Origin of the sequence: Sphingomonas yantingensis (assembly GCF_014199325.1) — a bacterium.
Lineage (GTDB): Bacteria > Pseudomonadota > Alphaproteobacteria > Sphingomonadales > Sphingomonadaceae > Sphingomonas > Sphingomonas yantingensis.
Map to the genome: position 1 here is coordinate 356,875 of NZ_JACIJJ010000004.1, position 13,345 is coordinate 370,219.

Genomic DNA, 13,345 nt, shown 5'->3' on the forward strand with positions numbered 1-13,345 from the left:
TTTACGACAGGAAGTTGCGGACCATGGGTTATCGGATCGTCGTCGCGGGTGCCACGGGCAATGTCGGGCGCGAGATGCTCAACATCCTCGCCGAGCGCGAGTTTCCGGCCGACGAGATCGCGGTGCTCGCCAGCAGCCGCTCGGTCGGCGAGGAGGCCGAATATGGCGAGACCGGCCGCCGTCTGAAGATCCAGAATATCGAGCATTTCGATCCCAACGGTTGGGACATGGCGCTCTTCGCGATCGGCAGCGACGCGACCAAGATCCATGCGCCCCGGTTCGCGGCGGCGGGCTGCGTCGTGATCGACAATTCATCGCTTTATCGCATGGATCCCGACGTGCCGCTGATCGTGCCCGAGGTGAACCCCGACGCGATCGATGGCTATACGGCCAAGAACATCATCGCCAACCCGAACTGCTCGACTGCGCAGATGGTCGTGGCGCTGAAGCCGCTGCACGATGCCGCCGGCATCAAGCGTGTCGTCGTTGCAACCTATCAGTCGGTGTCGGGCGCGGGCAAGGCGGGGATGGACGAGCTGTTCGAGCAGAGCCGCAACATCTTCGTCGGCGATCAGGCGGAGCCCAAGAAGTTCACCAAGCAGATCGCCTTCAACGTCATCCCACACATCGACAGCTTCCTCGACGACGGGTCGACCAAGGAAGAGTGGAAGATGGTGGTCGAGACCAAGAAGATCCTCGACACCAAGATCAAGGTCGTCGCCACCTGTGTCCGCGTGCCGGTGTTCGTCGGCCATTCCGAAGCGATCAACATCGAGTTCGAGCGCGAGCTGTCGGCCGAGGATGCGCAGACGATCCTGCGCGAGGCGCCGGGCGTGATGCTCGTCGACAAGCGCGAGGACGGCGGATACGTCACGCCCGTAGAATGCGTCGGCGACTTCGCCACCTTCGTCAGCCGGGTGCGCGAGGATTCGACGGTCGAGAACGGCCTGTCGCTGTGGTGCGTCAGCGACAATCTGCGCAAGGGGGCGGCGCTGAATGCAGTGCAGATCGCCGAGCTCCTGGGCCGTCGCCACCTCAAAAAGGGTTGAGCGCAGCGGCCCTCGCGCTAGTCAGGCGCGATGACCGATCAATCGACGCTCCACCACCTGACCGCGGCCGACGGCACGCGCCTTGCCTGGCACGAACTGGGCGAGGGGCGGCCGATCGTCCTGATACACGGCTACATGTCCGATGCGTTCACCAACTGGATGCGTTGGGGCCATGCGGGCAAGGTCGCGGCGCAGGGTTACCGCGTCATCATGCCCGACCTGCGCGCGCACGGGCAAAGCGACCGCCCGCACGATGCCGCCGCCTACCGCCCCGACGTTCTGGCCGAGGATGCAGAAGCGTTGATCGCGCAGCTCGACCTTACCGACTATGACCTTGGCGGCTATTCGCTGGGCGCGCGCACGACGATGCGGGTGCTCGACCGGGCGATCGCGCCCGCGCCGCGGCGGGTGATCTTCGTCGGCATGGGGCTGGAGGGCCTCACCGACACGAACCGCCGTAGCGGCCGTTTCCGCGGCATCCTCGACAATCTCGGCACGTTCGAGCGCGGGTCGCCCAAATGGATGGTCGAGGCGTTCCTGAAGACGACGAAGGGCGATCCGGTGGCGCTACGCCACATCCTCGACACGTTCGTCGATACGCCGATCGAGCGGGTGCGCGCGATCACGCAGCCGACCTTGGTGCTGGCGGGCGAGGAGGACGACGACAATGGCTCGCATCGCGAGCTCGCGGCGGCGATCCCGGGCGCGGCGCTGGCGGAGGTGCCGGGCGGACATATGAGCGCGGTGACGAAGCCGGAACTGGGCGACGCACTGGCCGACTGGCTCGACCCGGCCCACTGAGTCGATCAGTCGGCCGGCGGCGGATTTCGCTTCAGCGTCCCGTCGCCCAGCCGCGTCGGGCGCAGCAGCAGCCACACGGTCGCCGCCACCCCGATCGCGCCGAGCGCTCGCGGGCTCACCGGAACGGTGGCTCGTTGAACGCGCGCAGCTTGCGGCTATGCAACTTGGCGCCCTCGCGGCGGAGTTCCTCGACCGTCTCGATGCCGATCCGCATATGCTCGCTGATCGCGCGCTCGTAGAAGCGGTTGGCCTGACCCGGCAGCTTGAGTTCGCCGTGCAGCGGCTTGTCGGAGACGCACAGCAGCGTGCCGTAGGGAACGCGGAAGCGGTATCCCTGCGCGGCGATCGTCGCCGATTCCATGTCGATCCCGACCGCGCGGCTGAGCGAGAACCGCAGCGCCGAGGCGGAGAAGCGCAGCTCCCAGTTGCGATCGTCCGTGGTGACGATCGTCCCGGTACGCAGCCGCCGCTTGAGCTCGTCGCCGGACTGCCCGGAGATCGTCTGTGCCGCGCGGGCGAGGGCCTGCTGCACCTCTGCGATGGCGGGCACGGGGATGGCCGGCGGCAACACCTCGTCCAGCACATGGTCGTCGCGCAGATAGGCGTGGGCGAGCACATAGTCGCCGATCCGCTGGCTGGGGCGCAGGCCGCCGCAATGGCCGATCATCAGCCAAGCCTCGGGCCGGGTGACGGCGAGGTGGTCGGTGATCGTCTTGGCGTTCGACGGGCCGACGCCGATGTTGACCAGCGTGATGCCGCTGCGATCGGGCGCGATCAGGTGATAGGCGGGCATCTGGTGCCGGCGCCACGCGCTGTCGGCGACATGATCGGTCGGATCGGCGCCCGGCTCCAGATACAGCCCACCCGCGCCCGACAGCGCGGTATACTGACCCTTGCCGAGCTGCTCGGTGCCCCAACGCACGAACTCGTCGACATAGCGGTGATAGTTGGTGAATAGCACATACTTCTGCACATGCTCGGTCGGCGTGCCGGTATAGTGGCGCAGCCGCGCGAGGCTGAAATCGGTGCGGAGGCCATCGAACAGCGCCAGCGGGCGCGTGCCGTCCAGGCTGACCCACAGACCGTCGGCAATCTCGTCGCCGATATGCGCGAGCTCGGTCGCGGGGAAGAAGCGGGCGAGTTCCGAGGCCGAAACCTCGTCCAGTTGCAGTGCATGGCCGGGATCGAGGACATAGGGGAAGGGGATTTCCTGCCGCCCCGGCACCGCCTCGACTTCGACGTCGTAATCTTCGATCAGGAGCGTCAGCTGTTCAGTCAGATAGTCGCCGTACATCGCCGGCTTGGTTACGCTGATGCGATAGTCGCCCGCGGTGACGAGTCGGCCGAACGAGCGCGTCGGCGCGGGACGGTCGGGGCCGCCGGTATAGCGGACGCGAATCTCGGGATAAGCGAAACTGCCGTCCTTGCGCATTTCGGGCGCGGGGGCTTCGCCGGTGGATAGATAGGTCTCGAGCGCCGCCTGAAGGCGCGAGACGGAGGCGGTGTAGAGCCGATCGAGTTCGGCGACGATTGATTCTGCCTTTGTCATCTTGGACGGCTAATTCGCCGCGATGACGCTGGCAAGACGGGGCCGTGACGATTCCGCGGCGGTACGCTGATCGCACCGCCGCGGGGGATCGTCAGTGCTGGGTCGCGCCGTTGGGCTTGGCGACGGGCTTCTTCGCGGCAGGTTTGCGCGCCGGCGCCTTGGTCGTCGCGGGCTTCTTGGCGGCAGCCGCCTTTGCGGTCGCCGGCTTCGGCGGAGTCGCGGCCTTCTTCACCGTGGGCTTGCGCTTGGGCGCGGGCTTGGCTTCCTTGCGCTTCTCGACCAGCTTGGTGGCGCCGAACGCAGCGCCGGCGATGGCGGCGGCGGTGCCCACCGCGATCGCGGCGGCGGCGACGGGGTGGCGCTTGGCCGTGTCGACCGTCGTCTCGGTCACTTCGTCCACGCGCTTCGCCGCCTTCTTGGCAACGATGCGGCTCTTGTCGGCGGCGGTGGTCGCCGCCTTCTTGACGGTGGCGCTTGCCTTTGCGGCCTTGGTCTTGGTCGCTTCGGCCGCGTCGTGCGCGGCCTTGGTCACGTCGGTGGTCATCGCGAAATCTCCTTTCGGACCAGCAACATTCCAAGGCCGTCACGGTTCCGGTTCAGAGCTTTTCGAGGAGATGGTCGGCCGAGCTGACGCTGAATTCGCCGGGCTGTTCGACATGGATCTGTTCGACGACGCCGTCGTTGACGATCATCGCATAACGCTGGCTGCGCATGCCCATCCCGTAAGCGCTGCCGTCCATCTCCAGCCCAGCCGCCTTCGCGAACTCGCCGTTGCCGTCGGCGAGCATCGTCACCGCATCGGCATTGTTCGCCTTGCCCCACGCGCCCATCACGAACGCATCGTTGACGGAGGTGCAGGCGATCTCGTCGATGCCCTTTTCCTTGAGCTCGTTCGCGCGCTCGATGAATCCGGGCAGGTGCCGCGCCGAGCAGGTCGGCGTGAACGCGCCGGGCACCGCGAACACCGCGACGCGGCGGCCCTTGAAGAAATCGGCGGCGCCGATCTGCTCTGGGCCTTCGGCGCCGGCCTTGACCAGTTTTGCGTCGGGAATGCGGTCGCCTGCCTTGATCGTCATGCCATGCTCCTGTTGGACTGGACGCCAGCTTGGCGCGGCCCACGCCTTTTTCAAGCGATGGCGGATCGCATTCGCCGCTCTTATTGTTCTTCGGCGATGGTTATGTCCGTTTCCGCCAGCCCGTTCCTGACCGGCCAGTTCCTGCTGGCGATGCCGGGGATCGGCGATCCGCGCTTCGAGCAGGCGGTGATCGCGATGTGCGTGCACGATGCCGACGGTGCGCTCGGCATCGGCATCGGTGCGCTGGTCGAGGGACTGACGTTCCACGACGTCCTCGAACAGCTCGACATCCCCACCGACGGCGTGCCCGCGGTGCCGGTGCATTTCGGTGGGCCGGTCGAGCCGCGTCGCGGCTTCGTCGTCCATAGCGCCGACTGGAGCGGCCAGGACACCGTCGATGTCGCGGGCCGCTGGGCGCTATCGAGCACCGTCGACGTACTGCGTGCGATCGCCGAGGGGCGGGGGCCGTCGCGCTGGATCGTCGCCTTGGGCTATGCCGGCTGGAGTGCGGGGCAGCTCGACGAGGAGATGACGCGCCACGGCTGGTTCAACGTCGACGGGGACGAGGCCTTGTTGTTCGATGCCGACGTCAATGCGCGCTGGCTGACCGGTTTCGCGAGCGTGGGCATCGACCCGCTGCTCCTTTCGACCAGCGCGGGCAACGCCTGACAGTCCCAGCGGCTGGCGATCACACTTAAAGATATCTTTATATCGCGTTTGCGTTTGAGCGATCGGCGCGGTAAGGCGCACGGCATCCATCCAGACCCAGGAGTAATGCCCGTGGCCACCGCCCCCGTCCTCGCGACGAAGGATTACGTCGTCGCCGATCTGTCGCTCGCCGATTTCGGCCGCGCCGAGATCAAGATCGCCGAGACCGAGATGCCGGGCCTGATGGCGCTGCGCGAGGAGTTCGGCGCGTCGCAGCCGCTCAAGGGCGCGCGCATCACCGGTTCGCTCCACATGACGATCCAGACCGCAGTGCTGATCGAGACGCTGACCGCGCTGGGCGCCGACGTTCGCTGGGCGACGTGCAACATCTTCTCGACGCAGGACCACGCCGCCGCCGCGATCGCCGCGTCGGGCGTGCCCGTCTTCGCCGTGAAGGGCGAGACGCTGGCCGATTACTGGAACTATGTCGGCGACATCTTCAGCTGGGACCATGAGGTCGAGGGCCAGACCGCTAACATCATCCTCGACGACGGCGGCGACGCGACGATGTTCGCGCTGTGGGGCGCCAAGCTCGAAGCCGGGCACACCATGCCCGAGCCCGAGAACGAGGAAGAGGTCGAGATGCAGCGCGCGCTCAAGGCGTTCGTGGCGCGCAAGCCCGGCTACCTGACAGAGACGGTCAAGAACCTGAAGGGCGTGTCGGAAGAGACGACGACCGGCGTCCACCGCCTGTACGAGATCGCCAAGAAGGGCGAGCTTCCGTTCCCCGCGATCAACGTCAACGACAGCGTCACCAAGTCGAAGTTCGACAACCTCTATGGCTGCAAAGAATCGCTGGTCGACGCGATCCGCCGCGCCACCGACGTGATGCTGGCGGGCAAGGTCGCGGTCGTCGCCGGCTTCGGCGACGTAGGTAAGGGCTCGGCCCAGTCGCTCCGCAACGGCGGCGCGCGCGTGATGGTGACCGAAGTCGATCCCATCTGCGCGCTCCAGGCCGCGATGGAAGGGTTCGAGGTCGTAACGATGGAGGAAGCGGTGACCCGCGCCGACATCTTCGTCACCGCCACCGGCAACGCCGACGTCATTACCGCCGATCACATGAAGGCGATGCGCCCCATGTCGATCGTCTGCAACATCGGCCACTTCGACAGCGAGATCCAGATCGCCGCTTTGTCGAACTACAAGTGGACCGAAGTGAAGCCGGGCACCGACCTGGTCGAGTTCCCCGACGGCAAGCAGATCATCGTCCTTGCCAAGGGTCGTCTCGTGAACCTCGGCTGCGCGACCGGCCACCCGTCGTTCGTCATGTCGGCCAGCTTCACCAACCAGACGCTCGCGCAGATCGAGCTCTGGACCGACGGCGACAAGTACGAGAACAAGGTCTACGTCCTGCCCAAGCACCTCGACGAAAAGGTCGCGGCGCTGCACCTCGAGAAGCTGGGCGTGAAGCTGTCGAAGCTGTCCGACAAGCAGGCCGGCTATATCGGCGTGCCGGTCGAGGGGCCGTTCAAGCCGGACCACTACCGCTATTGACGCGAGCGGGCGGGGCTACCCGTCCCCGTTCGAGAGGGGCGCGGCTTCCGCTCGGAGGTCGCGCCCTTTTCGTTGCGCGCGTGAGAGAAGAAGCGGGACCCCGGATCAAGTCCGGGGTGACATGGTTGGGTAGGTGTTGCCCTAGCCAAAATCGTCATCCCGGGCTTGACCCGGGATCCCGCTTCTTCCTTCTTCACCCAAGCGTTTCGAACAGGTCCCGCCACTCGCGATTGTCGCGCTCGATCAGCTCGAACTTCCAATCGCGCTGCCAGCGCTTGATCCGCTTCTCGTGCGCAATGGCGTCAAGCGTCGTTTCAGTACGCTCCGCCCAGACCAACCGGTCGAGGCCGTAGCGACGACAGAAGTCTGACCCTTCGCCGGCCCGATGTTGCGCGACGCGAGCCGCTACGTCCGCCGTCACCCCGACGTACATCGTGCCGCGGTAGCGATCCGCCATGATGTAGACCCAGCCGCCCGTCGCCATTGGCGGAAGAAGAAAGAAGCGGGATCCCGGGTCAAGCCCGGGATGACGTGACTGGTTAGGGACGGTCCCCAACAAAATCCGTCACCCCGGACTTGATGCGGGGTCCCGCTTCTTCTGCTTCTCCGGGCAGTCAACCCGCCGCCTTCGCCAACCCCCGACTGATCTGCAGCGCCGCGTTCAAGCGCGCCTTGGGCGTCGCGAAGGGGCGGTTGACGACCAGCTTCATGTCCGGGCGCAGCTTCGCCGTTCCCTCCAGCCGGCCGACATAGGCCATCAGCCCATCGACATTGGGGAAATGATCCTTGGCGAAGCTGACCAGCGCGCCCTTCGGTCCCACGTCGAGCTTGGCGATGCACGCGGTCTTGGCATTGAGCTTGGCTTCCATCAGCACCAGCAGGTTCTCGGTCGCCTCGGGCAGCTTGCCAAAGCGGTCGATGAGTTCGGCGGCGAACGCCTCGATCCCGCGACGGTCCTCGACGTCGTTGAGCCGGCGATAGAGACCCATGCGCAGGTCGAGGTCGGGGATGAACTCCTCGGGCAGCATGATCGGCGCATCGACGGTGATCTGGGGCGAGAAGTCGCCGGGCTTCAGGTCGCCGTCGTCGGCGGTGCGCCCTGACTTGGCCTCGAGGATCGCTTCCTCCAGCATCGCCTGGTAGAGTTCGTAGCCGACCTCCTTGATATGCCCCGACTGCTCGTCGCCGAGCAGGTTGCCCGCACCGCGAATGTCGAGGTCGTGGCTGGCGAGTTGGAAGCCCGCCCCCAGCGAATCGAGGTCGGACAGCACCTTCAGCCTCTTGTCCGCCGCCTCGGTCATCATCCGCTCGGGCGGGGTCGTCAGGTACGCATAGGCGCGCGTCTTGGCCCGCCCGACGCGGCCGCGAAGCTGATAGAGCTGGGCGAGGCCGAACTTGTCCGCGCGATTGACGATCATCGTGTTGGCGCTCGGAATATCGAGGCCGCTTTCGACGATGGTGGTGGAGATCAGCACCTCGAACTTCTTGTCGTAGAAGGCGGACATCCGCTCCTCGACCTCGCTTGCCGCCATCTGGCCGTGTGCGACGACGTAGCGAACCTCGGGCACTTCGTTTCTGAGGAACTCCTCGATCTCGGGAAGGTCGGCGATGCGCGGGGTGACGAAATAGCTCTGACCGCCGCGATAATGCTCGCGCAGCAACGCCTCGCGCAGCACGACCGGGTCCCATGGCATGACGTAAGTGCGCACGGCGAGGCGATCGACCGGCGGCGTCTGGATCACCGACAGCTCGCGCAGCCCCGACATCGCCATCTGAAGCGTGCGCGGGATCGGCGTGGCGGTGAGGGTGAGGACGTGGACGTCGGCCTTCAGCGCCTTCAGCCGCTCCTTGTGCGTGACGCCGAACCGCTGTTCCTCGTCGACGATGACGAGGCCGAGGCGCTTGAAGTCGAGGCCCTTGGCGAGCAGCGCGTGGGTGCCGATCACCACGTCGATCGTCCCGTCCGCCAGCCCTTCCTTCACCTTCTTGATCTCGGGCGCGGGGACGAGGCGGCTGATGCGGCCGACATTGATCGGGAACCCCTCGAACCGGGCGGAGAAGTTGGTGTAGTGCTGGCGCGCGAGCAGCGTGGTGGGGCAGATGACCGCGACCTGCATCCCCGCCATCGCCCCGACGAACGCGGCGCGCAGTGCCACCTCGGTCTTGCCGAAGCCCACGTCACCGACCACCAGCCGGTCCATCGGCTTGCCGGAGGACAGGTCGCCGAGCACGTCGTCGATCGCGCGGTCCTGATCCTCGGTCTCCTCGTAAGGGAAGCGGTCGAGGAAGGCGGGATAGCCGCCGGCATCGGGTTCGGCGACCTGGCCGGGGCGCAGCGCGCGCTTGGCGGCGGTCTTGATGAGCTCGCCCGCGATCTCGCGGATGCGTTCCTTCATCGCCGCCTTGCGCCGCTGCCAGCCCTCACCGCCGAGGCGGTCGAGGCTCGCGCCCTCTTCGCTCGAACCGTAGCGGCTCAGGACCTCGAGATTCTCGACCGGGACGTAGAGCTTGTCGCCGCCGGCATAGGTGAGCGCGACGCAGTCGTGCGGCGCCTTCTGTACCGGGATCTGCGTCAGCCCCTCGTACCGGCCGATGCCGTGATCGACATGGACGACGAGGTCGCCGGGCGACAGCGTGGCGAGTTCGGCGAGGAAGGCGTCGGTCGATTTCTTGCGCTTCTTGCGCCGGACCAGCCGGTCGCCGAGCATGTCCTGCTCGGTCAGCACCGCGATCCCAGGCGCGGTGAAGCCGTGGTCCAGGGGCAGGACGATCAGGCTGACGCCGAAGCTCTTGGTCGTATCCGCCTTGCCCAGCGCGTCCTGCCACGTGTCGGCGAGCACGGCGCCCTTCAGCCCGTGATCGACGAGCAGGCCCATCAACCGCTCGCGCGCGCCTGCCGAATAGCTGGCGAGGATCGGCTTGCGGCCGTCCTTGCGCAGCTTTTCGACATGGCTTGCGACGGCTTCGTACACGTTGGCCTGCGCGGTGCGTTCGGGCGTGAAGTCGCGCGGGCCGTCGACGCCGAAGTCGAGGACACGGGCGCTTTCCGGCTCGTGGAACGCGGTGACGAGGTGCGCGGGGGCTTCCTCGACCCGCTTCGCCCATTCGTCGGCGAGTAGGTAGAGCTGGTCCTGGCCGAGCGGGCGATAGCTGCCCGGATCGCTCGACTGCGCGCGGACGCGGTTCGCCTGATAGTCGGCGATCCCCTCGAACCGCGCCTCCGCCGCCGAGACGGCATTGGCGTCGCGGACGATGACGGCATCAGCGGGCAAATGGTCGAACAGCGTCTCCAGCCGCTCCTCGAACAAGGGCAACCAATGCTCCATGCCGGCAAGGCGGCGGCCGTCGCTGATTGCTTGATAGAGCGGGTCGCCCGTCGCGGTCGCGCCGAACCGCTCACGGTATCGGGTGCGGAAGCGTCTGATCGTGTCCTCGTCGAGCAGCGCTTCGGACGCGGGCAGGAGGGTGAAGCCGTCGATCCGGCCGGTGGTGCGCTGGTCGGCGGGATCGAACGTCCGCACGCTCTCGATCTCGTCGCCGAAGAAGTCGAGGCGCAGCGCCTGTTCCGCGCCGGAGGGGTAGAGGTCGGCCAGCCCGCCGCGAATCGCGAACTCGCCCGCGTCGTGGACGGTATCGGTGCGGACATAGCCGTTGCCCGCGAGCAGCGCCGCTAGCTTGTCGAGCGAGATGCGCTCGCCGGGGGCAAGACGGGCGACGAGCTGGCGGACGCGGAAGCGGGTCAGGACGCGCTGCGTCGCGGCATTGACCGTCGTCAGGAACAGGCGCGGGCGCGTGGCCTTCTGCTGAAGCGTGTGGAGCGCCGCCAGCCGTTCCGACATGACGCGCAGCGAGGGGCTGGCGCGGTCGTAGGGAAGGCAGTCCCAGGCGGGGAACTGCACCACCTCGATCTCCGGCGCGAAATAGGGCGCGGTTGCGGCGATCGCGCGCATCTCGTTGTCGTCGGTGGCGACGAACACCGCGCCGCCCGATGCCGCGCGCGTGAGGTCGGCGAGCAGCGAGGGCAGGAAGCCGCTCGGCACGCCCGCGAGGGTGAGCGGGGCCTTGGCGGTGAGGATCTTAGAGAGGTCGGGCATCGGCTTCCTAGGCGGCGCGGAGGATCACTCGGCGATCGGGACGTAGTTCAGCGCCTCCAGCGCCTGCATCATCGGGCCGCGATATTCGGGCGGGACCGGCTGCGACTGCGTGGCCCAGCCCATGATGTCGACGTCCTGCTCCTCCAGCAGCCGCTCGAACAGGTCGATCTGCGTGTCGTCCCATTCGCCATGCTGCCGGTCGAAGAAGCCGCCGATCAGCAGGTCAGCTTCCTTGGTCCCGCGATGCCAGGCGCGGAAGCGCAGGCGCTTCAGTCGGTGTTCGCGGTCCATGGGCGTTCCTCCAATGCCGAATAGCCGGCGGGCGCTGGCGGCGGCCGTCGGCTGGTGTATGGGGGCGAGATAGGCATGAGACCCCAATTGCTCAATCCGCTGTTTGCAGAGATCACCGCGCTGAAGGGCGTGGGGCCGGCGCTCGCCAAGCCGCTGGAGCGGCTGAAGATCGCGCGCGTCGTCGACATGGCGTTCCACCTGCCCACGGGTTACGTCGACCGCGTGCGGCGCGACACGCTGGATGCCGCCGACGCGGGGCGGGTCATCGCGATCACACTGACCGCGATCGATTATCGCACCTCGAGCGGGCGCGGGCCGACACGGGCGATCGCGGCCGATGCAGCAGGCAACGTCGTCGCGCTCACCTATTTCGGCGGCCATTCGGGCTGGGTGAAGAAGCTGTTTCCGCTGAACGAGCCGCGGTTCGTGTCGGGCAAGCTCGAAACCTATGGCGAGGTGCTCCAGATCGTTCACCCCGACATCGTTGTGCCGCCGGAGGAAGCGGAGACCGTGGGCGGGCGAGAGGCGATCTACCCGCAGTCGGAGGGGGTGAACTCCAAACGCCTCGCCAATTTCGCCGCACAGGCGATCGAGCGCGCGCCCGAGCTGCCGGAATGGATCGAGCCGAGCGTGCTCGCGCAGCGGCAATGGCCGGGCTGGCGCGAGGCGCTGGCGCGCATCCATGCCGACCCGTCGGACGGCCCGGCGCGCGCACGCCTCGCCTATGACGAACTCCTCGCCAATCAGCTCGCGCTGTTGCTGGTCCGCGGGGAGGCGCGGGCGAAGCGGGGGCGGGCGCTGACGGGCGACGGCCGGCTGCGCGCGAAGTTGACCCTGCCCTACACCCCCACCGGCGCGCAGTCGCGGACCGTGGGCGAGATCGAGGGCGACATGGCACAGGCGCGGCCGATGCTCCGCCTGCTTCAGGGCGATGTGGGCTCCGGCAAGACGCTGGTCGCGACGATGGCGCTGCTGATCGCGGTCGAGGGTGGGGCGCAGGGTGCGCTGCTGGCCCCCACCGAAATCCTCGCGCGCCAGCATTACGAGAACCTCTCACGCAGCCTGTCGGGCATCGCCCGCGTCGCGATCCTGACCGGCCGCGACAAGGGTCGTTTGCGAGAGGCGACGCTGATGGGCCTCGCCGCGGGCGAGATCGACATCCTGATTGGCACGCACGCGATCTTTCAGGAGGCCGTCACCTATCGCGACCTCGGCCTCGTCGTGGTGGACGAACAGCACCGCTTCGGCGTCGCGCAGCGGATGCTGTTGCAGGCGAAAGCAGAACGCCCGCCGCACCTGCTCGTCATGACCGCGACGCCAATCCCGCGCACGCTGACGCTCGCGCAATATGGCGAGATGGATGTCAGCCGCCTCGACGAGATGCCGCCGGGGCGCGAGCCGATCGAGACGCGCGTGGTGTCGGAAGATCGGCTGGCCGAGGTGATCGAGGGGCTGGGCCGGCATCTGGCGAGCGGCGGCCAGGCCTATTGGGTGTGCCCGCTGGTCGAGGAGAGCGAGAAGTCCGACATGGCCGCCGCCGAGATGCGCGCGGAGGTGCTGCGCAAGCGCTTCGGCGACGACGCGGTTGCGCTGGTCCATGGACGGATGAAACCGCCCGAAAAGGATGCCGAAATGGCGCGCTTCTTGTCCGCCCGCGCGGGCGTGCTCGTCGCGACGACGGTGATCGAGGTGGGCGTGGACGTGCCCAATGCGACGCTGATCGTCATCGAACATGCCGACCGGTTCGGCCTTGCCCAGCTCCACCAGCTGCGCGGCCGGGTGGGGCGCGGCGGGGGCAAGTCGATCTGCCTGCTCATGCGCGGCGGCGGGCTGTCGGAGACGTCACGCGCGCGGCTGGCGCTGATGCGCGAGAGCAACGACGGGTTCGTGATCGCCGAGCGCGACCTCGAGCTGCGCGGCGCCGGTGAACTGCTCGGCACGCGCCAGTCGGGGGAGGCGGCGTTCCGGCTGGCCGCGCCGGAAATGCTGGGCGAGCTGCTGCCCGTCGCCAATGCCGACGCCCGCCTGCTGGTCGATCGCGACGGGGGCCTGAGCGGCCCACGCGGGGAAGCGGCGCGGATGGCGCTGTACCTGTTCGAGCGCGACGCCGGGGTGGCGCTGCTGCGGTCGGGTTGAAGTAGCCCGCACCCCGGCGGAGGCCGGGGTCCAGTTGCGGGCGGCCGATTTGGATGCGGATACGGCACCCAACTGGACCCCGGCCTTCGCCAAAGTACGGTGAGGCGGGGAAGGGTGCCGCGAGCCCCGGAACAAGTCCGGGGTGAC

The 13,345-nt window shown here is 67.5% G+C and carries 11 protein-coding genes; 5 read left to right on the plus strand and 6 right to left on the minus strand.

Annotated features, from left to right (window positions below; translation table 11 throughout):
* Positions 1–23: 23 nt before the first annotated feature.
* Together FHR19_RS14405 and FHR19_RS14410 are read left to right on the plus strand one after the other, a co-directional pair.
* A complete protein-coding gene (locus FHR19_RS14405; protein WP_184029734.1) occupies positions 24–1,049 on the plus strand; it encodes an aspartate-semialdehyde dehydrogenase in 1,026 nt (341 codons plus the stop codon).
* Positions 1,050–1,079: 30 nt separating this feature from the next.
* Complete coding sequence (locus tag FHR19_RS14410; protein WP_184029737.1) at positions 1,080–1,850, plus strand: alpha/beta fold hydrolase; 771 nt, start codon at positions 1,080–1,082, stop codon at positions 1,848–1,850.
* A gap of 115 nt (positions 1,851–1,965) precedes the next feature.
* On the opposite strand, the gene FHR19_RS14415 is transcribed toward FHR19_RS14410, so the two are convergent.
* From FHR19_RS14415 to FHR19_RS14425, 3 genes are all read right to left on the minus strand, one after another.
* Complete coding sequence (locus FHR19_RS14415; RefSeq protein WP_184029740.1) at positions 1,966–3,399, minus strand: AMP nucleosidase; 1,434 nt, start codon at positions 3,397–3,399, stop codon at positions 1,966–1,968.
* A 91-nt stretch (positions 3,400–3,490) separates the two neighbouring features.
* Positions 3,491–3,943, minus strand: coding sequence for a hypothetical protein (locus FHR19_RS14420; RefSeq protein WP_184029742.1), 453 nt, complete (start codon positions 3,941–3,943; stop codon positions 3,491–3,493).
* 52 nt (positions 3,944–3,995) lie between these two features.
* Positions 3,996–4,475: a peroxiredoxin gene (locus FHR19_RS14425; RefSeq protein WP_184029744.1), complete on the minus strand. Its 480-nt coding sequence runs from the start codon at positions 4,473–4,475 to the stop codon at positions 3,996–3,998.
* A gap of 102 nt (positions 4,476–4,577) precedes the next feature.
* Between FHR19_RS14425 and FHR19_RS14430 the strand changes: the two genes are divergently transcribed.
* A complete protein-coding gene (locus tag FHR19_RS14430) occupies positions 4,578–5,144 on the plus strand; it encodes a YqgE/AlgH family protein (protein ID WP_425505971.1) in 567 nt (188 codons plus the stop codon).
* A 105-nt stretch (positions 5,145–5,249) separates the two neighbouring features.
* Positions 5,250–6,677 carry an adenosylhomocysteinase gene (ahcY, locus tag FHR19_RS14435; RefSeq protein ID WP_184029748.1) on the plus strand — a complete coding sequence of 476 codons (1,428 nt, stop codon included), beginning with the start codon at positions 5,250–5,252 and terminating at the stop codon, positions 6,675–6,677.
* Between the two features lie 193 nt (positions 6,678–6,870).
* On the opposite strand, the gene FHR19_RS14440 is transcribed toward ahcY, so the two are convergent.
* From FHR19_RS14440 to FHR19_RS14450, 3 genes are all read right to left on the minus strand, one after another.
* Positions 6,871–7,161, minus strand: a complete 291-nt coding sequence (locus FHR19_RS14440) for a GIY-YIG nuclease family protein (RefSeq protein WP_246359535.1) — start codon at positions 7,159–7,161, stop codon at positions 6,871–6,873.
* Between the two features lie 130 nt (positions 7,162–7,291).
* Positions 7,292–10,771, minus strand: coding sequence for a transcription-repair coupling factor (gene mfd / locus FHR19_RS14445; protein WP_184029750.1), 3,480 nt, complete (start codon positions 10,769–10,771; stop codon positions 7,292–7,294).
* A 24-nt stretch (positions 10,772–10,795) separates the two neighbouring features.
* The gene (locus tag FHR19_RS14450) at positions 10,796–11,062 is read right to left on the minus strand and encodes an FAD assembly factor SdhE (protein ID WP_184029754.1); all 267 of its coding nucleotides are present in this window, start codon (positions 11,060–11,062) and stop codon (positions 10,796–10,798) included.
* 75 nt (positions 11,063–11,137) lie between these two features.
* Here FHR19_RS14450 and recG point away from each other — a divergent pair, with 75 nt between their 5' ends.
* Positions 11,138–13,198, plus strand: coding sequence for an ATP-dependent DNA helicase RecG (gene recG / locus FHR19_RS14455; RefSeq protein WP_184029756.1), 2,061 nt, complete (start codon positions 11,138–11,140; stop codon positions 13,196–13,198).
* Positions 13,199–13,345 lie beyond the last annotated feature (147 nt).

Coding starts and splice junctions, on each gene's coding strand:
- FHR19_RS14405 (WP_184029734.1), top strand. CDS start 24: ATGGGTTATCGGATCGTCGTCGCGGGTGCCACGGGCAATGTCGGGCGC.
- FHR19_RS14410 (WP_184029737.1), top strand. CDS start 1,080: ATGACCGATCAATCGACGCTCCACCACCTGACCGCGGCCGACGGCACG.
- FHR19_RS14415 (WP_184029740.1), bottom strand. CDS start 3,399: ATGACAAAGGCAGAATCAATCGTCGCCGAACTCGATCGGCTCTACACC.
- FHR19_RS14420 (WP_184029742.1), bottom strand. CDS start 3,943: ATGACCACCGACGTGACCAAGGCCGCGCACGACGCGGCCGAAGCGACC.
- FHR19_RS14425 (WP_184029744.1), bottom strand. CDS start 4,475: ATGACGATCAAGGCAGGCGACCGCATTCCCGACGCAAAACTGGTCAAG.
- FHR19_RS14430 (WP_425505971.1), top strand. CDS start 4,578: ATGTCCGTTTCCGCCAGCCCGTTCCTGACCGGCCAGTTCCTGCTGGCG.
- ahcY (WP_184029748.1), top strand. CDS start 5,250: ATGCCCGTGGCCACCGCCCCCGTCCTCGCGACGAAGGATTACGTCGTC.
- FHR19_RS14440 (WP_246359535.1), bottom strand. CDS start 7,161: ATGGCGACGGGCGGCTGGGTCTACATCATGGCGGATCGCTACCGCGGC.
- mfd (WP_184029750.1), bottom strand. CDS start 10,771: ATGCCCGACCTCTCTAAGATCCTCACCGCCAAGGCCCCGCTCACCCTC.
- FHR19_RS14450 (WP_184029754.1), bottom strand. CDS start 11,062: ATGGACCGCGAACACCGACTGAAGCGCCTGCGCTTCCGCGCCTGGCAT.
- recG (WP_184029756.1), top strand. CDS start 11,138: ATGAGACCCCAATTGCTCAATCCGCTGTTTGCAGAGATCACCGCGCTG.